Origin of the sequence: Bacillus sp. TSO22 (genome assembly GCF_020223595.1) — a bacterium.
Lineage (GTDB): Bacteria > Bacillota > Bacilli > Bacillales > Bacillaceae > Bacillus > Bacillus inaquosorum.
In genome coordinates, this window is record NZ_JAHAWO010000001.1 from 130,540 (window position 1) to 155,623 (window position 25,084).

Sequence of the window (25,084 nt, forward strand, 5' to 3'; positions counted from 1 at the left end):
ACTCCTCCTTTGGTTTTATTTTTGTGGAAAATAAAAACCGTCTGCTCTATTCGACCATGCACATTTTGTTTTCATGTATCCTCGCTCCAGCAGCAGAGAGTTACACGATACACCTTATGGATAAGGAACAAAATGAAAACATAGAAGCTGAACAAAAAGGCTGCAATATTTCACACAAAGGTCATTATATAATTTATTTGTTTTGAAGTCAACCATTCCTCCATTATTGATTCGCCGTTTATGATATAATAAACAAAAATTTAGTGGTAAACTTTTAGGTGATAAAAACATGGTAGAACAAACAAAAGATCAATTATCCGCCTTTCATTATCATATGCTCGATTTTTTATTGACCAAATCTGAGAAAGTCACATTCACCGACTCTTTCATATGGCTGACTTCGGCTATTCAAACCTATTTTTCATCCCTTTGTATTTCGCTTACACCGTCACCATCAGACTCTGTGGCAAATTTGGCAGATGATGAAGTGCGTTTTTCCGCTTATAAAATAAACGCTTCATTTTATAAGATTGAGGACGTCTCTGGCAGGCGCTTTCACCTTACATGCAGACAGGATGGAGAGATTCCTGAAGGGCTTCCGGACGTGGTTGCTTCATTTTTAAACCAGTCAAAGAGACAGGAAAGACTCTATATCAAAACGATCTATCAAAAAAAGATATATAAAATGACTGAGCTGTTCCATTCACTGCTTGATCAGACAGAGGTGCTGAAGCAGCTTTTAGAAAGCTTAACCCGCACGTTTTCTCTGTTTGAGTTCTCTTTGTTTATATCGCACGACCAAGATCAATGTTTAGGCGTTCCTGCAAAAGAGCTGTATATGGAAGGGGAAAAATCCGATTCCTTCGCGCTCAAAGTGTATTTGACCGGAGATATTTTGCGGAAAAATGAATCTGCCGCCTACATTCCGATAAAAGGACAGCAGGGAACGTACGGAGTTTTGATGGCTGAAGGAACGGGAGGCAGTTTTATTACTGACGCCTATCTTGACGAAATGTCGCTGATAGCAAACGCGGCAGGAAAAGCGTTTGAAAATGCCCAGCTCTATGAACAATCTAAAGCAAGCATCGCAAATTTGGAATTGATCAATGAAACGTCACGCCGCCTGAATCAGCGGCTGACGCTGACCGATACGATGAATGATCTGGCTGTGAGAATGGCAGAATCGTTCCAAGCGGAAGAAGTCGGTTTTTTTCATATAGACCATTTTGAAAACCTAACATTGCTCCCCGGCAGCACAGCGTTTTTCAAAGAAGCGAAGCCATCTGATTTTTATCATGAATTGAAAGAAAAGCTGTATGAAGGGGAAAAAGGGGTTTTTATCGGAAATGGCCAGTCTGTTTTCGGGAAGGCCGGCTACGGCTCGCTGATGGCCGTTCCGATGATTGAGAATGACCGGCTTTTAGGCTTTGCGGTTTTATTGAAACAGGAGATGTACGCTTTTACATTTGAAATGTACAAGCTGTTTCAGGCGCTGATTCATCACGCAACGCTGGCTGTAACCAACTCAATGCTCCGGGATCGCCTTGAGCATCTTGTCAAAACAGATCAGCTGACTGAGCTGTATTCAAGGGTGTATTTAGATGAAAAAATTCAATACAGCATGAAAATCCACCAAAAGGGTGTTTTTATTCTTGTTGATATAGATAATTTCAAGAATGTAAATGATACGTACGGACATCAGACTGGGGACGAGATTTTAATTCAAGTCGCTTCGGTGATTAAAAGCAACATCCGCAAGCATGATGTCGGCGCCCGCTGGGGAGGCGAGGAGCTGGCGATTTATTTGCCGAATGTGACGGTTGCGGTGGGAAAACGGATTACTGAGAGACTGGTATATGCGGTCAGAAAAAACACGAAACCCGAGGTGACCATATCCTGCGGGATTTCCTGCTGGACGGCAGAAACAAGAAAGTCCCTGAAAGAGCTTGTGCATGAGGCTGATGAAGCGCTCTACAGCGCGAAACGAAACGGAAAAAACCGCATGATGGTTCACGAATCAATAAAATAAAAAAAGCCCAAAACAATATCAGTTTTGGGCTTTTATGTTACTGTGCTAACGCTTTTTCAAGCGTTTCGGCAAATTGTGATAAGTACTTTTCATCAATTTCGTCGAAACGGTTTTTTACTGGACTGTCGATGTCCAAGACGCCGACAACTTTTCCGCCTACATGAATCGGAAGCACAATTTCTGATTGAGAAGCAGCATCGCAGGCGATGTGTCCCGGAAACGCATGAACGTCCTCAACACGCTCCACTTTTCCGTTTGCATACGCTGTGCCGCAAACGCCTCTGCCGAAAGGAATCCGAACACATGCCGGCAGACCTTGGAACGGTCCTAACACAAGCTGTCCATCCTCTTCTTTGGCAAAATAGAAACCCGCCCAGTTCACTTCAGGCAACGTATGATAAAGGAGCGCTGAGGCATTTGCATAGTTTGCAATTTGATCTGTTTCGTCTTCGATCATGGCTTCGAGCTGTTTTAGCAGAAGCTGATAGTCTTTTTCTTTATCTCCAGATTGTTTTTCGACATGGAACATGGAAAACCCTCACTTTTTCTATAATATAAAACAAAGTTCCGGCTTTTCTGCCGGCATTTGTCGATAAGTTCTTACAGGAACAGCGCTCTTCTGCTTGAATAGTATCAAGAGGAAGGAGTGAGCCGAATGAAAGTAAGCACCAAAAACAAAATTATTGAATCTGCTGTCATGCTCTTTAACCAAAAAGGATTTTCTGGCACGTCTGTCCGTGAAATCGCAAAGTCAGCCGGTGTAAATGTTGCGCACATCTCCTACTATTTTAAAGGCAAAGGAGGTTTGATGGAACACTTAGTTTCAGAGTTTTACGAAGGCTACAACAAAACACTTGAAACAGCGGCAGGCAATATCTCTTCTCAAAGCACGCAGGAACAGCTGCTCCAATTGGTTTTCGATATTTTATCCTATCAGCATAATCATCGTCAATTAACTCGTTTTGTCTACCGGGAAGTCACGATCGACTCCACGTTAATCAGAGAAATTATGTCGACATATCTAATGAAGGAAAAGTATATCTTCCAGCTGATCATTGAGGAAGGAGAAAAACAGCGTGAACATTTAACGCTGCCGCTGCCTCATTTTATTCTCCAATTAAAATCTCTCTTGATGATGCCTTATCTCCAGCCTCAATATATTTCAGAAGTGCTCTACATGCAGCCGCACGAGCCGTACTTTTATAAAATGTATTTTGAAGAAATCAAGATTTGGATCAGAAGCGTCTTCCGGACAGGAGACGTGGCGCTCATCAATTAACACTGCTCCAAAAACGCCTCATATGCGTATCCGACATCTCCCGCTTGATGGGCATCAGACCCGAACACAAGCGGGATCTTCTTTTGCTTCGCTTCATTCAGCATCCAATCCTCGATATAAATACCGCCTGCGTATGTTTTTCTTAATCCGGAAGTATTGAAGTCGAGCTCCATTCCGTTTTCTTCAATGGCATGCAGGCACTGAGAAACGAGTCCGCGAATATGTTCAGACATGCTGTACGGAAACAGCTTGATGAATTTTTGGACGAGTGTGATGTGACCGACTCTTTTTGGCTTATAGCCGCCGAGAGATGCTACAATGGAAGAATAGATGCTGCGGTAATACTGTTCGTATACAGCTTCAATGCTTCCGCAGGCTGAAATCAGCTCTTGAAAGGTATGCTCATCATAATCAAGGCACAGATAGGAAGAACCTGCGCGCAAAAAATGAACGGATAAGATGCTGTCATCTAAATATGGCCCGTATGTGTCCAGAAATAATGTAATCTCATCTTCAAATTCAGCAATATAATCGACCTCAAGCCCCGTTCGTATGGTAAGCTGTCCGCGATATTCTTTTTTTAATCCAGAAATTTCATCGATATAGCGTTCCATAGAGGCTTGCGCCATCGCGCTGTCTTTTAGCGGCGTCGGATCAGTAAAAGAGGAAGGCAATGGGGCATGTTCGGTAAAAGTAATCGATTTAAAGCCTTTCTTTAAGGCTTCTTCTGCATATTGTCTGAGTGTGTCATTTGAGCCGTGAGGGCAAAATGGTGTGTGAATATGTCCGTCTCGCTTTTGCATTGGCGTCACCCCGTGAAAAAATAGTCAAATCCTGCCGATTTTGCACAAAAAGTTTTTGATTTCTGGTCAAAAAATGTTGGTTACATGGTATCATAATAACAATGAAAACGACAGTTTTTCTCAATACATATCCTGAAATCTTTCTGAATAAATAAAACACCCTGACAGATTAAGGTTAACAGCAAGGGGGCTCATTATGGAGTTTGTCATTGGATTATTAATTGTACTGCTTGCGCTGTTTGCGGCAGGCTACTTTTTCAGGAAAAAAATCTACGCCGAAATCGACCGGTTGGAATCGTGGAAGATTGAAATTCTGAACCGGTCGATTGTGGAAGAAATGTCCAAAATCAAACATTTGAAAATGACGGGTCAGACAGAAGAGTTCTTTGAGAAGTGGCGTGAAGAATGGGATGAGATTGTCACAGCCCATATGCCGAAAGTTGAAGAGCTCCTTTATGATGCCGAGGAAAATGCAGACAAATACCGATTTAAAAAAGCCAATCAAGTGCTCGTTCATATCGACGACCTGCTGACAGCGGCCGAATCGAACATTGAAAAGATTCTGCGGGAAATCAGCGACCTTGTCACAAGTGAGGAAAAGAGCCGTGAAGAGATTGAACTGGTGAGAGAGCGCTATTCAAAATCGCGAAAAAACCTGCTGGCTTACAGCCATCTTTACGGGGAGCTTTATGACAGCCTTGAAAAGGATCTTGACGAAATTTGGAGCGGGATCAAACAATTTGAAGAAGAAACAGAAGGCGGAAACTATATTACCGCACGAAAAGTGCTGCTTGAACAGGACCGCAATCTTGAAAGGCTTCAGTCATACATAGATGACGTGCCGAAGCTGTTAGCGGACTGCAAGCAGACGGTGCCCGGCCAGATTGCAAAGCTCAAGGACGGCTATCGCGAAATGAAAGAGAAAGGGTATAAGCTTGAGCATATCCAGCTTGATAAGGAATTAGAAAATCTGTCAAACCAGTTGAAACGGGCGGAACATGTCTTGATGACTGAGCTGGATATTGATGAAGCGTCCGCAATCCTGCAGCTCATAGACGAAAATATTCAATCTGTTTATCAGCAGCTGGAGGGTGAAGTCGAAGCCGGCCAATCTGTGCTTAGCAAAATGCCTGAATTGATCATTGCTTATGACAAGCTGAAAGAAGAGAAAGAGCGTACAAAGGCGGAAACTGAGCTGGTGAAGGAAAGCTACAGACTGACAGCTGGCGAGCTCGGCAAACAGCAGGCCTTTGAAAAGCGCCTTGATGAAATTGGCAAGCTGCTCTCATCCGTTAAAGATAAGCTCGATGCAGAGCATGTCGCCTACTCTCTTTTAGTAGAAGAGGTTGCTTCAATAGAGAAGCAGATTGAAGAAGTCAAAAAAGATCATGCCGAATACCGTGAAAAGCTGCAAGCGCTGAGAAAAGAAGAGCTTCAGGCGAGAGAGACGCTCAGCAATTTGAAAAAAACAATTTCTGAGACAGCAAGACTGCTGAAGACAAGCAACATTCCAGGCATTCCGAGTCATATTCAAGAGATGCTGGAAAACGCGCATCATCACATTCAAGAAACAGTCAATCAATTAAACGAACTCCCTTTAAATATGGAAGAAGCCGGAGCCCATTTGAAGCAAGCTGAGGATATTGTCAACAGGGCAAGCCGGGAATCAGAGGAACTTGTCGAGCAGGTGATCCTCATTGAAAAAATCATTCAGTTCGGAAACCGGTTCAGAAGCCAGAATCATATTTTATCTGAACAGCTGAAAGAAGCGGAAAGACGTTTTTATGCTTTTGACTATGAAGATTCTTATGAAATTGCAGCTGCCGCTGTAGAGAAAGCTGCGCCAGGTGCAGTTGCAAAAATCAAAGCTGATATATCCGCTTAATCAATCACGATATGAAAAAGAGCCCGCATTGTAATAAGCGGGCTCTTTTTCCATTATAAAACGCCTGCGCAATAACGCAGGCGTTCTGTGACATTAATTTATGTCTTTAAGCTGTTTGGATGGGCCAATAAATAAGGTAAGCACATAGCCGATAACCGCTCCGATGATTCCTGGAAGCAACCAGCCGATGCCGAGATTGTAAAGAGGAAGATTCGCACTTAGAAACGCATCTAATGATCCAAGTGAAAAGCCGGCTGCTTTGATGCCGTCTAAAATACTGAATAATCCTGTACCGATCATGCATGCGATGTACACTTCGCGTCTTTCCTTAAAGAGCTTATCAATAAATGAAAGAACAATAATGACAATGGCAAGTGGATAGATAGCTGATAAAATAGGAACAGAGAACGCGATAATTTGCGCGAGTCCGAAATTCGCAATGATCAAGCTGAATAACGTGACAATCGTAACGACAATTTTATATGATAATGCCGGGATAAGCTTTGAAAAGTACTGGCCGCAAGAAGTGACAAGGCCGATGCTTGTTGTTAAACATGCGACTGTAATCGCTGAACCGAGTACGATGTTGCCTAATGAACCGAATAAATAATGGGAAGACGCAGATAAAATTTTAGCTCCTTCGCCAACAGGACCGATGGCGTTCGTGCTTGTTGCACCCAAGTATGCAAGGGATACATAAATGAATGTCAGTCCTAAAGCGGCAATCACACCCGCTTTAATACATGCAGCGGCAAGAGCTTTAGACTGTGTAACGCCTTTGCTTTTTACAGCATTTACAACAACAACACCAAATACGATTGAAGCAAGTGCGTCCATTGTTTTGTAGCCTTCTAAAAATCCTTTAAATACCGGTGTTCCTTTATATGCTTCTGTAACTGCACCCAATCCGCCCATCGGTGTGAAAATGGCTTTAAGAACAATCACTAAAATAATGGTGAATTTGATTGGAGTAAGAATTTTTCCGACCCGGTCCACAACCTTGGATGGGTTTAACGCTAAATAGTACGTAATTCCGAAAAAGATCAGTGTGAATACAAATAAAGAAAGTCTTTCTGGTACGCCAGTCAAAAACGGAACAGCGCCGATTTCATATGAAACAGTTCCTGTTCTCGGGATAGCAAATAATGGACCGATTGATAAATAAAGCACGACAGTAAAGATTGTGCCAAAAACAGGGTGTGCTTTATCAGCAAGTCCTTTAGCGTCCTTGCCGGTTAATGCGATGGCGATAATACCGAGAAGCGGCAGGCCTACCCCAGTCAGTAAAAATCCGCCGATGGCCTTCCAGACGTTGTGTCCGGCTGCTTGTCCAAGTTCCGGCGGATAAATCATATTTCCTGCTCCAAAGAATAACGCAAATAGCATGAAACCAATAATAATGGTATCTTTGACAGGCAGTGAGTGTTTCATGAAAAAAATCCTCCTAATAATTATGTTAAAATATTCTGTCAATTAATTGTCAGATAATATGACGAAACGAACAAATCTTATTATATGGTAAAAAATTTAGAAGTCAATACTAGTTTTTCGTAATTTTCTATTAAAATTTGTTATGGTAACATAAATATCATACCTTGTACCGCTTTCATAAAGGAGTAAAAAAGATGATATATTTAGATAATAGTTCAACGACGAAGCCTTACGATGAAGTCTTGAACGTGTATGAACAGACAAGCAGCCGATATTTTGGCAATCCTTCATCTTTGCACCGATATGGAGCCGAAACGGAACAGCTGCTTCAGGCAGCCAAAAATCAAATCAAAAGGTCCTTAGGCCTAAAAAAATATGATATTGTATTTACGTCAGGCGCCACAGAAGCCAACAATGCGGCTTTAAAAGGAGCGGCGTTGTCAAAAATAAAAACAGGCAAACATATCATAGCCACTTCTATCGAACATCCATCCGTTACGGAATCGTTAGAACAGCTGACAGAGCTATTCGGGTTTGACGTCACTTATCTTTCAGTGAATGAAGACGGATTTGTTTCAATAGAAGAATTAAAAAAAGCCATCCGTCCTGATACTGTGCTTGTCAGTATGATGCATGTGAACAATGAAGTCGGTTCCGTGCAGCCGATTGAAGCGGCAGGGGAAGTGCTGAAGAAGCACCCGAACATTTTGTTCCACGTCGATTATGTGCAGGGCATCTATAAAGTGCCATTGGCAATTGAAAAGGCCGGCATTGATCTGTGTTCAATTTCCGGGCATAAATTTCACGGGCTGAAGGGGACAGGAGCGCTAATTGTAAAAGAAGGTACACGCCTTATCCCGCTGATAACGGGGGGCTCTCAGCAAAAAGGCATACGGGCCGGAACGGAACATACTGCGGGTGCGGTTTCGCTTGCCAAAGCCATTAATCTTGCTGCAGCTGACTTTGAGACCCGGCTTGACACAATGGCTGCCGCAAAGGAATTGTTTATGAAGAGGCTGAGTGAAACTGAAGGTGTCGTTGTCAACACGCCTCAACTAAATAGTGCGCCGCACATTATTAATTTCTCTGTTCCGGGGATTAAAGCAGAGGTGCTTTTACACATGCTTGAGGAACAGGATATATTCGTCTCAACAACATCGGCCTGCTCGGCAAAAGAACATAAACCCAGCAAAGTTCTCTTACAGATGGGTAAGGGAGAGCAAATTGCCGGAAGCAGCATTAGAATCAGCTTAAACTACAGCCAGACAAGCGATGTGGCAGAACCGTTTATGAACGCGCTGCGTCCTGGCATCAAAAAATTAAAGAAAATGATGAGGTAGAACATGAATTACGATCATATATTAATTCGTTTTGGGGAAATTTCGACAAAAGGCAAAAACAGAAAAAGCTTTATTGAGCGCTTAAAGCAAAACGTCAGACTCGTTTTGAAAGACTATCCGAACTTAAAATACTTTTCCAATCGGGACCGCATGACGATTACATTAAATGGAGAAGATCCAGAGGCTCTTTTTCCTCATTTAAAGCAGGTGTTTGGCATTCAAAGCTTCAGCCTGGCGATTAAGTGTGATAGCCGCCTTGATGATATTAAGGCAACTGCTCTTCAGGCGATCGAGGATCAGTATCAGCCTGGTGATACGTTTAAAGTCGCGACGAAGAGAGCCTATAAACAATTTGAATTAGATACAAATCAAATGAACGCTGAAATCGGCGGCCATATTTTGCGAAATACAGAAGGTTTGACAGTCGATGTCCGCAATCCTGACATCCCGCTCAGAATCGAAATCAGGGAGGAAGCGACCTTTTTGACGATTCGCGATGAAAAAGGTGCAGGTGGCCTGCCCGTTGGTTCAGCAGGTAAAGCGATGCTGATGCTTTCCGGCGGTTTTGACAGCCCTGTGGCCGGTTTTTATGCGATGAAACGGGGATTGTCGGTAGAAGCTGTTCATTTCTTCAGCCCGCCATACACAAGCGAGCGCGCAAAGCAAAAGGTAATGGATCTGGCAAAATGCCTGTCCCGCTTTGGGGGAAGCATGACGCTTCATATCGTTCCGTTTACAAAAACGCAAGAGCTCATCCAAAAACAAATTCCTGAGAACTACACAATGACGGCAACCCGCCGCCTCATGCTTCAAATTGCCGACAGAATCAGAGAAAAGAGAAACGGGCTTGCCATCATTACGGGAGAAAGCCTCGGTCAGGTAGCGAGCCAAACGCTTGAAAGCATGTATGCGATTAATGCGGTGACGACAACACCGATTTTGCGTCCGTTAGTCGGTATGGATAAAACAGAAATCATCGAAAAATCACGGGAAATCGGCACATATGAGACAAGCATTCAGCCGTTTGAAGACTGCTGCACGATCTTTACGCCGCCAAGCCCGAAAACACGTCCTAAAAAAGAAAAAATCGAACACTTTGAAAGCTTTGTTGATTTTGAGCCGTATATTCAAGAAGCGGTTGAAAACGTTGAGACAATGACACTGTATAGCGAACAAGAATCAAACGATAAATTCACAGAACTCTTTTAAATCAGCTCCGGTTCCTGTATACAATTACCAAAGTTTTTTTGAATGAAGCCATGTGTTTTAACACATTCTATACTCACAAGGAGGTGAGACACATGGCTAACAATAACTCAGGTAACAGCAACAACCTTTTAGTACCAGGAGCTGCTCAAGCTATCGACCAAATGAAATTAGAAATCGCTTCTGAATTCGGTGTAAACCTTGGAGCAGACACAACTTCTCGCGCTAACGGTTCTGTTGGAGGAGAGATCACAAAACGTCTTGTATCTTTTGCTCAACAAAACATGGGCGGAGGACAATTCTAATTTACAATTTCACATAATGGCTTAGGAGTGGGGTTATCCCCACTCTTTTTCATTTTATATAAAAAAATGGACCAGCGGCCTATAAAATCCTATGTTTACAGAGCTTGATTTTAGGCATATCCTTACGGAAAGAGCCTGTATTTATGTATAATGGGTGGAGAAAGTGAGGAGTTGTTCGTGTTAAAACGAGAAGATCTAATTGCCCCTAAGCAATATAATTTAGTAAATGAAATGGAAAAGTTCAGTGCCGCTGGACAAAAAACCGCCCTTCTATGGGAGGATGAGTCAGGCAAGCAAGAATCTTGGTCATATGAAAAGCTGATGGAAGAAACAAATAAAATCGGAGCGGCTTTGGCTGACCTTGGATTTAAAAAGGGAGACAAGCTGATTGTAATGGTTCCGCGGGTGCTTGAAGCCTATGCTGTTTATTTGGCTATCCTGAAATCAGGAATGGTAGTCATTCCATGCTCTGAAATGCTTCGTGCGAAAGATCTTGAATACCGGATTGAACATGCCGAAGTGAAAGGCGCTATCGTCTATTCTGCATTTATTGGCGCTTTCCGTGATGTCAGTACTGCTGACAAACTGATTAAGCTCTCTATTGGCGAAAACGATGCCGGCTGGAAAAATCTCTTATCGATTGAAGCGGACGGAAGCCAATTTCAAACAGCTGACACAACAAGAGATGATATGGCTTTCTTATCTTATACATCCGGAACAACAGGTCAGCCTAAAGGTGTTGTACATACACACGGATGGGCATTTGCTCATTTAAAAACATCTGCCGGCGCTTGGCTTGATATTTCTGAAAAGGATATCGTCTGGGCGACTGCTGCTCCTGGCTGGCAAAAGTGGGTGTGGAGCCCGTTTTTAGCGGTACTCGGCAGCGGAGCAACGGGTTTTGTGTACCACGGCAGATTCAAAGCAGAAAAATATTTAGAACTTTTAAACCGGTACAAAATCAATGTCTTCTGCTGTACGCCGACGGAATACCGCTTAATGGCGAAGGTCGAAGGCTTGGACCGCTATGATCTTTCTGCCCTGCACAGCGCCGTTTCTGCAGGTGAGCCGCTCAACCGTGAAGTCATTGATGTTTTTCAAAAGCACTTCGGCATTAAGGTGCGGGACGGATATGGCCAAACAGAAAGCACGCTTTTAGTCGGTGTCTTAAAAGATATGGATATTAAACCTGGAAGCATGGGAAAACCGACACCGGGAAATCAGGTGGAGATCATTAATGAAGACGGTGAAATCTGCAAACCTGGTGAGGTTGGAGATATCGCTGTTCACCTCAGCACGCCGGCGCTCTTTAAAGAATATTATAAAGATCCGGATAGAATGAAAACACAAATTCGCGGCGATTATTTCCTAACAGGAGACAGAGCAAAAAAAGATGAGGATGGTTACTTTTGGTTTGAAAGCCGAAATGACGATATCATTATCAGCTCCGGCTACACGATCGGGCCATTCGAAGTGGAAGACGCGCTCGTTAAGCACCCTGAAGTAAAAGAATGTGCTGTCGTCGCAAGTCCTGATGAAATCAGAGGCTCCATCGTTAAGGCGTACGTTGTCCTGCAAGATCACGAAAAACGCAGTGATGAGCTTGTCAAAATTCTGCAAAATCATGTGAAGACCATTACCGCTCCATACAAATATCCTAGAGAGATAGAATTTGTGGAAAGCCTGCCGAAAACGGCTTCTGCAAAAATCAGACGAGTGGAATTAAGAAAACGTGAAGAACAGCTCAAAGCCAATAAAAAGGCGTAAAAGAAAGAGAGTGAACGTGAATGAAGGCGATATGGCACGGCGGTTTCATTTATACGATGCTCGAAGAAGGCGATCGGACAGAGGCAGTTTATGTTGAGGATGGTGTCATAAAGGGCATCGGCAGTTATGAGCTTCTGAAGAAAAAGTACGGGTCTCCGGAAACAGAAGAAATCAGCCTTGACGGGGCAGTGATGTTTCCCGGATTTGTCGACAGCCATTTACATTTGATCGGCCACGGGGAGAAACAGCTTCAGCTCGATCTGTCTGCACTGACGTCGAAGGAAGCTATTTTGCAGGCTGCGAAGGAAAGAGAGCGGCAGCTGCCTGAAGGAGATTGGCTCATTGGAGAGGGCTGGAATGAAAATCAGTTTGAGACACCGGACTATTTGACTAAGCATGACCTTGATCGTTTATTTCCCGACAGGCCCGTCTTGCTCAAGCGAATCTGCCGGCATGCGATAGCTGTCAATTCTGCTGCGCTTCAAGCGGCAGGGATTTCACAAAACACTCCTGACCCTGACGGCGGAGTCATCTTAAAAGATACAAATGGCGAGCCGGCCGGGCTTTTGTTTGATAAGGCGCAGGATTTGATTCTGAAGGCTGTCCCGCCAGTCTCCCAGCACTATGTTGATGAGGCGCTTACGGTTGCGATAGAAGATTGCTGGACGAAAGGCCTGACGGGCGGACATTCGGAAGATTTGTCCTATTATGGTGATGCTTCGGTGCCGATGAAAGCTTATGGGAAAGCTGCCGCCAGCGGAAAGTATCCGTTCCGCTGTCATTTGCTCGTTCATCACGAAGCAGTCGATCGCTGGGAGCAGCTGGAGAAGCCATCCGGTCCGTATGTGGAGTTCGGTGCGATGAAAATCTTTGCTGACGGAGCGCTTGGCGGAAGAACGGCTTTATTAAAAGAACCATATCAGGACGATCCATCCACTAATGGTGTTCAAGTTCATGATGATGAAACCCTTGGCCGGCTCATTCAAAAAGCGAGAGAAAAAGGCATGGAGGTTGCCGTTCATGCAATCGGCGATTTAGCTTTTGAAAAAGTGCTGAATGCAATTGAGAAGCATCCGCCCAAAAACGGTCGGCATGATCGGCTGATTCATGCCCAAGTGCTGGATGATGAATTAATCGAAAAAGCAGCACGCATGCCGATCGCGCTTGATCTTCAGCCTCATTTCGTTGCCAGTGATTTTCCGTGGGTCATTGACCGTCTTGGAAAAGACCGGATGAACACAGCCTTTGCGTGGAAAACGCTCATGTCTAAAGGCATTTTATGCGCGGGCGGCTCTGACGCACCGATTGAGCCAGTTGACCCGCTTCTTGGCATTCAGTCCGCGGTGCTCCGGAAAAGCAGCCATGAGGTAAACGGTCCGAGCTATAATGAAAGCGAATGTTTAACTGTGTATGAAGCGATTAAGCTCTATACAGAGGGAAGCGCCGGGATCATTTATAAAGAGAAGACACGCGGAAAAATTGCCGAAGGCTATGACGCGGATTTTACGGTTCTCAGCAATGATCCGTTTACAATTGATCCTGCACAGCTTCATCTTTTAGATATTAAAAAAACCGTGATCAACGGCCAGATTGTATATGAGAAATAATAAAAGGACAGGCAGCTGCCTGTCCTTTTCATTTCCTATAAAAAAGTACGCTTCACTTTCTCCCAAAATGAATTATCCTTTAGTTTGACTGTTTTGATTTTCTTATCAGACAGTTTAATTTCGATCGTTTTCACGTTTCTCGTACTGAGTGCTTCATTGTCCAAGCCGATGATCGGGTGCTCATTGCCGTCTTGCACCACTCGAAGGGTCAGCTTTCGGTCAGAGCTAAGGACAAATGGCGAGCCGAGTGTCCGGTAGGTGTTATTGTTCAGGGAAGCAAGCTCAGATACCTGCATACATGGGAGCAGCGGATCAACAACCGCTCCTGCAACGGACTTGTTATATGCAGTGCTGCCTGTAGGTGTTGAGATAATCATTCCGTCTCCTCTAAATGTTTCAAAGTGCAGATCATCGATCAGCACGTCCATCACAAAGGTTTTTATGATGCTTGAACGGATGGAAACCTCGTTTAAGCAGTGAAAAGGGCTGGCGTTATCGACTGTCACTTCAATCAGCGGATATTTTCTGACTTCAATTTGTTCAAACGTCATCGCATCGACCATTTTTTCGCGCTCATCACTATGAAAGTCGCAATATAAATGAGCTTTCCCCTTTTTGGTAATGCCGACGTACAAGCAGTCGTCCCGGAAATTCGTCTTTCTGACTGCCTGCAAAAATGTGCCGTCCCCGCCAATGCTTGCGATAATATTGGCGTCTGAGTGTTGATTCACAACGGTAAATCCATACTCTTCAGCCAATTGCGTTAAGGAGCTGACTTGTTCGTTTGTTTCCTGGTCCTGCTTGTGAAAAAAATAAACATTACGGCGTTGATCGGTCATATCCCATTTCCCCTTTGCTGTCATATTTAAGTTTTTCTGCCATCCAGTATTTGTGATAAAATACCTTTGGCCATAAGTGTACCACGTTTACCGGCAGCCCGTTAAGCCGGAGCTTTCTCATCAATTGAAACATTTTTCATATTGAATCGTATAATGAGAGGGTTTGGGAAAAAGGAGGAGAAAAAATGAATGCAAAAAGATGGATCGCATTAGTTATTGCCTTGGGGATTTTCGGCGTGTCTATCATCGTCAGTATCTCAATGAGTTTCTTTGAAAGCGTCAAAGGGGCTCAAACGGATCTCACATCACTGACGGATGAATCGCAGGAAAAGACGCTGGAAAACGGCAGTCTCTCAAGTAAAATTGCCGTATTGGAGGTCAGCGGCACCATTCAGGATAATGGGGATTCAAGCAGTCTGCTCGGTTCAGACGGATATAACCACAGAACGTTCTTAAAAAACCTTGAACATGCAAAAGATGACAAGGCAGTCAAAGGCATCGTTCTGAAGGTGAATTCTCCGGGCGGCGGAGTATATGAAAGTGCTGAAATACATAAGAAGCTGGAAGAAATCAAGAAAGAAACGAAAAAACCGATTTACGTGTCGATGGGATCGATGGCAGCATCCGGCGGTTATTATATCTCAACGGCGGCTGATAAAATTTTTGCGACACCGGAAACTCTGACTGGGTCACTCGGCGTCATTATGGAAAGCGTCAATTATTCAAAGCTTGCTGATCACCTCGGCATTTCTTTTGAAACGATTAAGAGCGGGGCTCATAAGGACATTATGTCTCCTTCCCGTGAGATGACGAAAGAAGAAAAGAACATCATGCAATCCATGGTTGATAATTCGTATGAAGGCTTTGTTGATGTCATTTCTGAAGGCCGCGGCATGTCGAAAGCAGAGGTAAAGAAAATTGCGGACGGACGCGTGTATGACGGACGGCAGGCGAAAAAACTGAACCTCGTTGATGAGCTTGGTTTTTATGACGATACCATTTCAGCGATGAAAAAGGATCATAAGGATTTGAAAAACGCCTCTGTCATTTCTTACGAGGAAAGCTTCGGTTTAGGCTCACTGTTTACCATGGGCGCGAACAAAATGTTTAAGAGTGAAATCGATTTTCTGAACATGAGAGAAATTCTTTCACAATCCGGTTCGCCAAGAATGATGTATCTCTATGCGAAGTAGGAGGGATCAATAATGGACGCGACATATGAAGAGTTAGAGCGCAATGACATGAAAGGCCCGCAAGAAGCGGAGCAGCTGACACATGCCTATGCGGGCTTTTGGGTTCGTTTCTGGGCTTTCCTGCTTGATTGGCTTGTTGTATGGGGATTAAATCATTTACTTGTTTCTCCCCTCTTTACCGTATTGGATCTGCCGAAAACATCCGGCATGTTCACCTTCTCGGCCTACAGCGTGACAACGCTTGTTGTGTATCTTGCCTATTTTGCAGTGATGACAAAGTGCTTCAGGCAGACGCTTGGAAAAATGGTGTTCGGCCTCAAAGTGGTTTCTGTGAAGGCGGATCGTAAGCTGACATGGAGCACAGTGATTTTCCGTGAAGTGGTCGGACGGTATATCGATAAGATTTGGATTTTATATATTGTCGTTGCTTTTTCACCCACAAAGCAGGGAATTCATGATTACATTGCAGATACGACTGTTGTGCATGAAAAACTATACCGCAAATAACTGATAAACCCGGACCTCGTCCGGGTTTATTTTTTTCTGAATTGGCGATAATGCTCCTAGAGGAAGTGAAGAGTATGGTATATGTGCTGACAGCCATTCTTATTCTAATAGGTATCGTGCTGCTTCTCAGAATGAAAATTTATGTCGCTGCAGAGTATCTTCACGCTGATGATAACGACAAAATAACTTTGAAGATCACAGCGCTGTTTGGCCTGATCCGGGTTAAAAAAACAATTCCGGCGATTAAGGTGAACAAAAATGATGGAACAGTCGATCTCAAACAGAAATCAACATCTAAAGTGAAAAAAAGCAGCAGCAAGAAAAAAATTACGTTTGATGATGTGCAGCAAACTATCAAAAAAATTGAAATGCTTGTACATCAAGTTACTAATTTAAGGAAAACCGGCGCCTCTATTCTGGCGCATTTGCATATCACAAAACTCGAATGGGTTACAGTTGTCGGAATTCAGGACGCAGCAGTGACAGGTGTGTTAACAGGTGCTGTATGGGGTGTGAAAGGCGGTATCGCTGCCATGCTGTACGACCATCTGGACTTTGTGAATAAACCCGTCTATAAAGTGATTCCGTCGTTCCAGGTCCCTGTCTCCAAGACCCATTTTCAGTGTATATTCTTTTTTCGCTTTGGCCATGCTATGCTTGCAGCTTTCAAATTCGTCAAATACGGACGGGAGCTATCCGCATTAAAAAAGAATCCGTCGTCTCGAATGACTTCAAAGAATGATTCATCAGTTTAAGGAGGAAGCGTAAATGGCAGACCATCCCATCCAAGGTTTAATGAAAACCGCAATGGAAAACTTGAAGGAAATGATTGATGTTAATACCATCATCGGAGATCCGGTTGAAACGCCGGATGGAAGCGTGATTTTAACTGTTTCTAAAGTTGGATTCGGATTCGCCGCAGGCGGAAGCGAGTTTGGCCAAAAGCCGGCAGAAAAGAAATCAGAAGACGATGAGACAAGAGAACAAAAACTTCCTTTCGGAGGCGGAAGCGGGGGCGGTGTGTCCATTACGCCGATCGCGTTTTTAATTGTCGGATCGACCGGCATCAGAATGCTTCATTTAGATGAAAATACCCATTTGATTGAGAAAATTTTAGACGCTGCCCCCCAAACGCTTGAACGCATCCAGCAAATGTTCAAGAAAAATAACAAGAACCAAGGCCAGGGCCAAAATCAAAACCAAATGAACAATATGAATTATTAAAGAAGGTTAACTGCGCCGGCCGCAGTTAACTTTTTTTTGGCATAAACTTTGCAGTTTGCAGGAAACTTTACTATGATAGAGACATACATACAAAAGGGAGGAATTATAATGGCTGAAATTACATTTAAAGGCGGTCCGGTTACACTTGTCGGACAAGAAGTGAAAGTAGGAGATCAAGCCCCTGATTTCACAGTGCTGACTAACAGCCTTGAAGAAAAATCGTTAGCTGATATGAAAGGAAAGGTAACGATTATTTCTGTTATCCCTTCAATTGATACAGGTGTTTGTGATGCACAAACACGCCGTTTTAACGAAGAAGCTGCAAAGCTTGGAGATGTCAACGTCTATACAATCAGTGCAGACCTTCCATTTGCACAAGCGCGCTGGTGCGGCGCTAACGGAATTGACAAAGTGGAAACGCTGTCTGACCATAGAGATATGTCATTCGGCGAAGCGTTCGGTGTGTATATTAAAGAACTTCGTCTGCTTGCGCGTTCCGTATTTGTCCTTGATGAGAACGGAAAAGTCGTTTACGCTGAATATGTAAGCGAAGCAACAAACCACCCGAACTATGAAAAGCCAATTGAGGCTGCCAAAGCATTAGTGAAGTAAGCAGGGAAAAAGCTCCTGGCTGCCGCCGGAGCTTTTTTTATGGCAAGGAGGAACACAAGATGCAAAAAGACTATGTAGGCACGGTGTACGAGCTATTAGACGAAGCCGTGATCATCATAAAGAATGAATTGCAAATTTCATATATAGAGGCGTTGGCTGAAGCGGGAGAAATGTATTTTCTTGAAAAAGCGGATCAGCTGAAACTGCCGGATAAGAAAACCGAACAGCTTCAGGCGCTGCTTGAAAAAGCGGAATTCGGCACATATGAGCACGAGTGGGTGCGCAAAGCTTTTCAGCTTGCTGTCCTGAAAGGGCTGAAAGATATCTCCCATCCGAACAGACAAATGACGCCGGACACGATCGGGCTTTTCATCAGTTATTTGGTGAATAAGTTTATGGCGGACAAAAAGGAACTGACGGTTCTAGATCCGGCTGTGGGAACGGGAAATCTTCTGTTTACCGTGCTGAACCAGCTATCTGAAAAAACGGCGAATAGCTATGGCATTGAAATTGATGACGTGCTGCTGAAGATTGCGTATGCCCAAGCGAACCTTCTGAAAAAAGAGCTTGAGCTTTTTCATCAGGACAGCCTTGAGCCGCTGTTTATCGATCCTGTTGACACGGTCATATGCGATCTGCCGGTCGGCTATTATCCGAATGACGAAGGAGCAGAAGCGTTTGAGCTCAAAGCGGACGAAGGCCATTCCTTCGCGCATCATCTGTTTATTGAACAGAGCGTCAAGCATACCAAACCGGGCGGCTACTTATTTTTTATGATCCCGAATCAGTTGTTTGAGAGCTCCCAAAGCGATAAGCTGAAACAGTTTTTCAAAGATAATGTTCATATTAACGCGCTGTTGCAGCTGCCAAAATCCATTTTTAAAGACGAGGCTCATGCCAAAAGCATTCTTGTGCTTCAGAAAAAAGGAGAGGAGACGAAAGCGCCAAGTCAAATTCTGCTTGCGAATCTTCCGTCTTTCTCCAATCAGAAGTCGATGCTTGATATAATGGCTCAAATGGATACGTGGTTTAAAAAAGAAAAATAGATGTTAAATAGCAGCTTAGGCAGCCGTCATATGATGGATGCTTAGGCTGTTTTTATTATGGCTACTTGACGATCGGGCTGACGAATTGAATCCGTCTTTGAAACACAAAATACAGAAGGGTAAACCGCAAAATGTAAGCGTTCGCCAATAAGAAATCTATAGGTAATATGTCTGAAAATAACGACTTCTCTTTGTAAGCGTTATCAATACACAAGTTGACTTGAAATGCCGACATGACAATGTTTAAATGGAAAAGTCAGATATTTTTCGGAGAAGATGATGAGATTCACCGGGAAAAAGTACGAAAAAACGAAGTTGTTGATACAGAGTATAAAGGAGCGTCAATCATGTCCAAAATTATTGCAATTAACGCAGGAAGCTCGTCTTTGAAATTTCAGCTTTTCGAAATGCCTTCAGAAACCGTTTTAACGAAGGGTTTAGTTGAACGAATTGGTATCGCCGACAGCGTATTCACGATTTCTGTAAACGGCGAAAAAAATACAGAAGTAACTGATATTCCAGATCATGCGGTAGCTGTTAAAATGCTGCTGAATAAGTTAACGGAATTCGGCATTATTAAAGATTTGAATGAAATTGACGGAATTGGCCACCGCGTCGTGCACGGCGGAGAAAAATTCAGCGATTCTGTTTTATTGACTGATGAAACCATTAAGGAAATTGAAGATATTTCTGAATTGGCACCGCTTCACAACCCGGCAAATATCGTTGGAATTAAAGCGTTCAAAGAAGTGCTTCCAAATGTTCCTGCGGTTGCTGTTTTTGATACGGCATTCCACCAAACAATGCCTGAACAGTCTTACCTGTACAGCCTGCCGTATGAATACTATGAAAAATTCGGCATCCGTAAATACGGCTTCCACGGCACTTCACATAAATATGTGACTGAGCGCGCGGCAGAGCTTCTCGGCCGTCCGTTAAAAGACTTACGCCTGATTTCCTGCCACCTTGGGAACGGCGCAAGTATTGCTGCTGTTGAAGGCGGAAAATCAATTGATACATCTATGGGCTTTACGCCGCTTGCAGGTGTTGCAATGGGTACACGCTCTGGAAACATCGACCCTGCCCTGATCCCATACATCATGGAGAAAACAGGCCAGACAGCTGACGAAGTACTGAATACATTAAACAAAAAAAGCGGACTGCTCGGCATCTCCGGTTTCTCAAGCGATCTTCGTGACATCGTTGAAGCAACGAAAGAAGGAAATGAGCGCGCGGAAACTGCTCTTGAAGTCTTCGCAAGCAGAATCCACAAATACATCGGTTCTTATGCTGCAAGAATGAGCGGTGTTGATGCGATCATCTTTACTGCCGGTATCGGTGAAAACAGTGTGGAAGTCAGAGAACGCGTGCTTCGCGGCTTAGAATTCATGGGCGTATACTGGGATCCTGCGCTTAATAACGTGCGCGGCGAGGAAGCTTTCATCAGCTATCCGCATTCCCCAGTAAAAGTCATGATCATTCCGACTGATGAAGAAGTCATGATTGCGCGCGACGTTGTCCGTTTAGCAAAATAAATCGCATGAAAGCACATTCTCTTGAATGTGCTTTTTTGTTGATGCATGATAGTGACAGACAGAAAAAAATAAAAGAGGTGGGCCAATGAGCGTTCAAGAGCATAAACAGGAAGCTCCCGATATCGTTCGGTGCAAAGTGATTACAGTCAGTGACACGAGGACAGAAGAAACGGATAAAAGCGGCAAGCTGATGATGTCGTTTTTAGAAGAAGCCGGTCACCACATTGCTGCATATGAAATTGTAAAAGACGATAAGGATGCTTTGCAGCGGGCTGTGCTTGCGGGCTGCATGGATGAACAGACAGACGCGGTTCTCTTAAACGGAGGGACAGGCATAGCAAATCGGGATGTCACAATTGAAGCCATTACGCCGCTGTTTTCGAAAGAGCTGCCCGGCTTTGGAGAAATATTCAGGATGCTGAGTTATACAGAGGATATCGGATCTGCCGCAATCATGTCGAGAGCCACTGCTGGCGTCATCCAGCATACAGCCGTTTTCTCAACGCCAGGCTCAAGCGGCGCGGTAAAGCTGGCAATGAATAAGCTGATTATTCCCGAACTTGCACATGTAATTAGAGAAATCAGAAAAGACAAGTAAATGAATAAATACTATAAACTTCACCTGGAAATTTAGGTGAAGTTTTTTTTATAAAAGGCTTGAAAAAACGAAACGTAATTGTTAAAGTGTATACATACAAAATGTATTTTTATTAAATATAATTTATTTTTATACAAAAAAAGAAACACGGTTGAGAGGGGATTTTTATCATGTCAGAACAGAAAAAAGTCGTATTAGCATACTCAGGAGGTCTTGATACTTCCGTTGCAATAAAATGGCTTCAGGAACAAGGATATAATGTAATCGCATGCTGCCTGGACGTCGGTGAAGGCAAAGATTTGGCATTTGTTCAGCAGAAAGCGCTGGAAGTCGGCGCGACAAACTCCTACGTGATCGATGCGAAAGAAGAATTCGCACAGGACTACGCGCTTATCTCTCTGCAGGCCCACACGATGTATGAAGGAAAATATCCGCTCGTTTCGGCATTATCTCGACCGCTGATTGCAAAAAAACTGGTTGAAATCGCGGAAAAAGAAGATGCACAGGCGATTGCACACGGATGCACAGGGAAAGGAAATGACCAGGTTCGTTTCGAAGTCTCCATTAAATCATTAAACCCTGACCTTGAAGTCATCGCGCCGGTTCGCGAATGGCAGTGGTCACGTGAAGAAGAAATTGAATATGCGGCAAGCCGCGGCATTCCGATTCCGATCAATCTTGACAGCCCGTATTCTATCGACCAAAACCTGTGGGGACGCGCAAATGAGTGCGGCATTTTAGAAGATCCATGGGCGGCGCCGCCAGAAGGCGCATACGATTTAACAGCTCCGCTGGAAAAAACGCCGGACACGCCGGAAGTGATTGAAATTGCATTTGAACAAGGTGTGCCTGTCTCCATTGACGGCGTATCCTACTCGCTTTCTGAACTGATTTTGAAGCTGAATGAAATGGCAGGCGCACACGGTGTCGGACGTATCGACCATGTGGAAAACCGCCTTGTAGGCATTAAATCCCGGGAAGTATACGAATGCCCTGGTGCGATGACACTAATCAAAGCGCATAAAGAATTAGAAGATTTGACACTGGTTAAAGAGGTAGCCCACTTTAAACCGATCATCGAGCAAAAAATGTCAGAAATCATTTACAACGGCTTATGGTTCTCACCGTTAAAAGACGCGCTGCATGCTTTCTTAAAAGAAACGCAAAAACATGTTACAGGCATTGTCCGCGTGAAGCTGTTTAAAGGCCATGCGATTGTAGAGGGACGTAAATCAGAATACTCTCTATATGATGAAAAACTTGCAACGTATACAAAAGACGATGCGTTTGATCACCATGCGGCAATCGGCTTTATCGAGCTTTGGGGACTTCCGACAAAAGTGAACAGCATCGTGAAAAAGAAGGAGCAGATTAAAGCATGAAGAAGCTTTGGGGAGGCCGATTTCAAAAAACACCGGAAAAATGGGTCGACGAGTTCGGCGCGTCCATATCATTTGACCAAAATTTAGTCACTGAAGACATTACAGGGTCTCTCGCACATGCTGCTATGCTGAAAAAATGCGGTATCCTGACAGCGGAAGAAGAGCTGAAAATCCGTGAGGGACTGAAAACCCTTTTGAAAAAAGCAGAGGAGGGAGCATTGGAATTCTCAGTCGATTATGAGGATATACATTTGAACATTGAGAAAATGCTCATTGATGAAATCGGCCCTATCGGCGGCAAGCTGCATACCGGAAGAAGCCGGAATGACCAGGTCGCGACTGACATGCATTTATATTTGAAAAATCATGTCGGCCACATCATTGAACTGATTGAGGCATTCCAAAGTGCGCTGATCGATAAGGCGGAAGCGAATATCGAAACGATTCTGCCGGGCTACACACATCTGCAGCGTGCCCAGCCGATTTCATTCGCTCACCATCTGCTTGCGTATTTCTGGATGCTGGAGCGCGATAAGGAGCGTTTTCAGGATTCAATGAAGCGGATTAACAAATCTCCGCTCGGCTGCGGAGCACTCGCGGGAACAACCTTCCCAATCGACCGTGATTATTCAGCAGAACTGCTCGGTTTTGATTCCATTTATGAAAACAGCCTGGACGGCGTCAGCGACAGAGATTTCATTTTGGAGTTTTTAAGCAACAGCAGTATGCTGATGATGCACCTATCCCGTTTCTCTGAAGAAATCATTCTATGGTGCTCTCAGGAGTTTAAATTCATCGAGCTTGACGATACGTACGCAACGGGAAGCAGCATGATGCCGCAAAAGAAAAACCCTGATATGGCAGAGCTGATCCGCGGCAAAACGGGACGCGTATACGGCGATATGATGGGACTGTTTACGATTATGAAAGGTCTTCCGCTCGCTTACAACAAAGACCTGCAGGAAGACAAAGAGGGCATGTTTGACACGGTGAAAACGGTTGAGGGCAGCCTGCAAATCTTCACAGGCATGATCCAAACAATGACTGTAAACAAAGACGTCATGAAGCAAGCGACAAAACAAGACTTTTCAAATGCGACGGAATTGGCCGATTATTTAGCGAAAAAAGGAATGCCGTTCAGAGAAGCGCATGAAGTGGTCGGAAAACTTGTGTACACATGCATTGAAAAAGGGATCTATTTAAGCGATATGCCGTTTGGTGATTTTCAGCAGGCGAGCACGCTCTTCAAAGAAGATATTTACACTGTGTTAGACCCTTACCACGCAGTTGAAAAAAGAATGAGCGCCGGAGGCACCGGATTCAAACAGGTGGAGCAGGCGCTTGAAAAAGCGAAAGCTTGCGTGGCAGCAGGAGTTTGCTAAAATTTCCTTCATAAAATCCCGTCATTATAGCCAACCTACCTCTATAATGATGGGAGGCAGAAGGATGAAAAAAGAACCGGAACGCTATATTTATGATGAACAAGAAAGCCAGGAGACAACAAGGCTCATTTCAGAAGCATATCAAAGCGGTTATGTCGATATGCCTGATCAGGAGTCTTCATCTTCTGCAGAATAAGCTGTCTGTACAGGCAGCTTTTTTTGTATGTCAAAGTGTAAAAAGTGATATTGATGGGCTTTTATAGTAAAGTAGAAGAAGAAACACTTTATGAAAGCGGCGACGTTGCTTTGGGAGGTATTCATGTGCGACATGCTTTAATTACTGCCGGTTCGAAGGGTTTAGGCCGTAAAGTGACTGAGACGTTGCTTGCAAAGGGGTATTCAGTAACAGTCAATTACAGGCAGGATGAGGAGGCTGTGAGCCGCCTGAAGGAAGCCTGTCCTGATTGTCTTGACCGGCTGCAATTTGTAAAAGGAGATGTCACCAAAAAAGAAGATCTGCTGCGTATTGCAGAGACTGCTTTAAACCGCTTCGGAAGGATCGACTTTTTGATTAACAACGCGGGACCATACATATTTGAACGTAAAAAATTAGCCGATTATACTGATGATGAATGGTACGGTATGCTGGAAGGAAATTTAAGCGCCGTCTTTCATTTATTCAAAGCGGTTATTCCTATTATGAGAAAACAGCAATTCGGCCGCATCATCACGTACGGATTTCAAGGAGCGGCGCACGCACCCGGCTGGCTTCACCGATCGGCATTTGGCGCTGCGAAAGTGGGTTTGGCTTCTTTGACGAAGACCATTGCCATTGAAGAAGCCGAATTCGGCATAACCGCCAACATGGTTTGCCCGGGGGACATTGTCGGGGACATGAAGGAAGCGTCAATAGAGGAAGCCAGAAAGCAGATCGGCAAAGAAAAAACGCCGATAGGGAGATCCGGTACAGGCGAGGATATCGCCCGGATTATCGCCTTCTTGTGTGAAGAGAATTCAGACCTTGTGACAGGGACTGTCATTGAAGCCACCGGAGGCCTCAATGTCATTAATAAGAATCAAACAACATAAGTTTTTCAGCTTTTTGAAAAGGGAA

At 44.0% G+C, this 25,084-nt stretch carries 24 protein-coding genes; 20 read left to right on the plus strand and 4 right to left on the minus strand.

Translation table 11 applies throughout. The annotated features are described in order from the left end of the window. Positions 1–289: 289 nt before the first annotated feature. Entirely contained in the window at positions 290–2,029 is a 1,740-nt protein-coding gene (locus KHQ79_RS00745; protein WP_225514023.1) for a diguanylate cyclase domain-containing protein, read from the plus strand. Between the two features lie 37 nt (positions 2,030–2,066). On the opposite strand, the gene KHQ79_RS00750 is transcribed toward KHQ79_RS00745, so the two are convergent. Then, a complete protein-coding gene (locus KHQ79_RS00750) occupies positions 2,067–2,558 on the minus strand; it encodes a GAF domain-containing protein (RefSeq protein ID WP_003237879.1) in 492 nt (163 codons plus the stop codon). Positions 2,559–2,684: 126 nt separating this feature from the next. Here KHQ79_RS00750 and refZ point away from each other — a divergent pair, with 126 nt between their 5' ends. Then, on the plus strand, positions 2,685–3,308 hold the full coding sequence (refZ, locus tag KHQ79_RS00755; RefSeq protein ID WP_225514024.1) for a transcriptional regulator RefZ: 624 nt from the start codon (positions 2,685–2,687) through the stop codon (positions 3,306–3,308). On the opposite strand, the gene hisJ is transcribed toward refZ, so the two are convergent. Continuing rightward, complete coding sequence (hisJ, locus tag KHQ79_RS00760; protein WP_003237875.1) at positions 3,305–4,111, minus strand: histidinol-phosphatase HisJ; 807 nt, start codon at positions 4,109–4,111, stop codon at positions 3,305–3,307. The two genes, refZ and hisJ, sit on opposite strands and share 4 nt — an antisense overlap. A gap of 196 nt (positions 4,112–4,307) precedes the next feature. Here hisJ and ezrA point away from each other — a divergent pair, with 196 nt between their 5' ends. Then, entirely contained in the window at positions 4,308–5,996 is a 1,689-nt protein-coding gene (gene ezrA / locus KHQ79_RS00765) for a septation ring formation regulator EzrA (protein ID WP_060399282.1), read from the plus strand. A gap of 93 nt (positions 5,997–6,089) precedes the next feature. Here the strand turns inward: ezrA and brnQ are convergent, their stop codons facing one another. Next, complete coding sequence (gene brnQ, locus KHQ79_RS00770) at positions 6,090–7,427, minus strand: branched-chain amino acid transport system II carrier protein (protein ID WP_225514025.1); 1,338 nt, start codon at positions 7,425–7,427, stop codon at positions 6,090–6,092. A gap of 194 nt (positions 7,428–7,621) precedes the next feature. Between brnQ and KHQ79_RS00775 the strand changes: the two genes are divergently transcribed. The 5 genes from KHQ79_RS00775 to KHQ79_RS00795 all read left to right on the plus strand — a co-directional run bounded on the left by KHQ79_RS00775 (position 7,622) and on the right by KHQ79_RS00795 (position 13,652). Continuing rightward, entirely contained in the window at positions 7,622–8,767 is a 1,146-nt protein-coding gene (locus tag KHQ79_RS00775; RefSeq protein ID WP_100275526.1) for a cysteine desulfurase family protein, read from the plus strand. A gap of 3 nt (positions 8,768–8,770) precedes the next feature. Further along, positions 8,771–9,976, plus strand: a complete 1,206-nt coding sequence (thiI, locus tag KHQ79_RS00780; protein ID WP_225514026.1) for a tRNA uracil 4-sulfurtransferase ThiI — start codon at positions 8,771–8,773, stop codon at positions 9,974–9,976. A 92-nt stretch (positions 9,977–10,068) separates the two neighbouring features. After that, positions 10,069–10,278 carry an alpha type acid-soluble spore protein SspA gene (sspA, locus tag KHQ79_RS00785; protein WP_003223491.1) on the plus strand — a complete coding sequence of 70 codons (210 nt, stop codon included), beginning with the start codon at positions 10,069–10,071 and terminating at the stop codon, positions 10,276–10,278. A gap of 177 nt (positions 10,279–10,455) precedes the next feature. Continuing rightward, positions 10,456–12,045 carry an acyl-CoA synthetase MbcS gene (mbcS, locus tag KHQ79_RS00790; protein WP_019259183.1) on the plus strand — a complete coding sequence of 530 codons (1,590 nt, stop codon included), beginning with the start codon at positions 10,456–10,458 and terminating at the stop codon, positions 12,043–12,045. 20 nt (positions 12,046–12,065) lie between these two features. After that, positions 12,066–13,652 carry an amidohydrolase gene (locus tag KHQ79_RS00795; protein WP_225514027.1) on the plus strand — a complete coding sequence of 529 codons (1,587 nt, stop codon included), beginning with the start codon at positions 12,066–12,068 and terminating at the stop codon, positions 13,650–13,652. Between the two features lie 35 nt (positions 13,653–13,687). Here KHQ79_RS00795 and KHQ79_RS00800 read toward each other — a convergent pair whose 3' ends face one another. Next, entirely contained in the window at positions 13,688–14,491 is an 804-nt protein-coding gene (locus tag KHQ79_RS00800; RefSeq protein WP_003237863.1) for an NAD kinase, read from the minus strand. Positions 14,492–14,676: 185 nt separating this feature from the next. On the opposite strand from KHQ79_RS00800, the gene sppA reads away from it, so the two are divergent. From sppA to KHQ79_RS00855, 12 genes are all read left to right on the plus strand, one after another. Continuing rightward, positions 14,677–15,684 (plus strand): signal peptide peptidase SppA, encoded by a 1,008-nt coding sequence (sppA, locus tag KHQ79_RS00805; RefSeq protein ID WP_225514028.1) that lies wholly within the window; start codon positions 14,677–14,679, stop codon positions 15,682–15,684. Between the two features lie 12 nt (positions 15,685–15,696). After that, complete coding sequence (locus tag KHQ79_RS00810) at positions 15,697–16,191, plus strand: RDD family protein (protein WP_225514029.1); 495 nt, start codon at positions 15,697–15,699, stop codon at positions 16,189–16,191. Between the two features lie 74 nt (positions 16,192–16,265). Beyond that, positions 16,266–16,946 carry a DUF2953 domain-containing protein gene (locus tag KHQ79_RS00815; RefSeq protein WP_225514030.1) on the plus strand — a complete coding sequence of 227 codons (681 nt, stop codon included), beginning with the start codon at positions 16,266–16,268 and terminating at the stop codon, positions 16,944–16,946. A gap of 13 nt (positions 16,947–16,959) precedes the next feature. After that, entirely contained in the window at positions 16,960–17,415 is a 456-nt protein-coding gene (ytfJ, locus tag KHQ79_RS00820; RefSeq protein ID WP_003237853.1) for a GerW family sporulation protein, read from the plus strand. 108 nt (positions 17,416–17,523) lie between these two features. Next, a complete protein-coding gene (tpx, locus tag KHQ79_RS00825) occupies positions 17,524–18,027 on the plus strand; it encodes a thiol peroxidase (protein WP_003223506.1) in 504 nt (167 codons plus the stop codon). Positions 18,028–18,086: 59 nt separating this feature from the next. Next, complete coding sequence (locus tag KHQ79_RS00830) at positions 18,087–19,073, plus strand: class I SAM-dependent methyltransferase (protein ID WP_225514031.1); 987 nt, start codon at positions 18,087–18,089, stop codon at positions 19,071–19,073. 347 nt (positions 19,074–19,420) lie between these two features. Further along, positions 19,421–20,608 (plus strand): acetate kinase, encoded by a 1,188-nt coding sequence (locus KHQ79_RS00835; RefSeq protein ID WP_003223511.1) that lies wholly within the window; start codon positions 19,421–19,423, stop codon positions 20,606–20,608. Between the two features lie 85 nt (positions 20,609–20,693). Continuing rightward, positions 20,694–21,206 carry a MogA/MoaB family molybdenum cofactor biosynthesis protein gene (locus KHQ79_RS00840; protein WP_003237846.1) on the plus strand — a complete coding sequence of 171 codons (513 nt, stop codon included), beginning with the start codon at positions 20,694–20,696 and terminating at the stop codon, positions 21,204–21,206. Positions 21,207–21,376: 170 nt separating this feature from the next. Next, on the plus strand, positions 21,377–22,588 hold the full coding sequence (locus KHQ79_RS00845; RefSeq protein WP_003229357.1) for an argininosuccinate synthase: 1,212 nt from the start codon (positions 21,377–21,379) through the stop codon (positions 22,586–22,588). Then, positions 22,585–23,970 carry an argininosuccinate lyase gene (gene argH, locus KHQ79_RS00850; RefSeq protein ID WP_225514032.1) on the plus strand — a complete coding sequence of 462 codons (1,386 nt, stop codon included), beginning with the start codon at positions 22,585–22,587 and terminating at the stop codon, positions 23,968–23,970. The genes KHQ79_RS00845 and argH overlap by 4 nt, the downstream gene beginning before the upstream one ends. Positions 23,971–24,034: 64 nt before the next feature. Beyond that, positions 24,035–24,166, plus strand: a complete 132-nt coding sequence (locus KHQ79_RS22205; RefSeq protein ID WP_003237840.1) for a hypothetical protein — start codon at positions 24,035–24,037, stop codon at positions 24,164–24,166. Between the two features lie 125 nt (positions 24,167–24,291). After that, positions 24,292–25,059, plus strand: coding sequence for an SDR family oxidoreductase (locus tag KHQ79_RS00855; protein WP_225514033.1), 768 nt, complete (start codon positions 24,292–24,294; stop codon positions 25,057–25,059). Positions 25,060–25,084 lie beyond the last annotated feature (25 nt).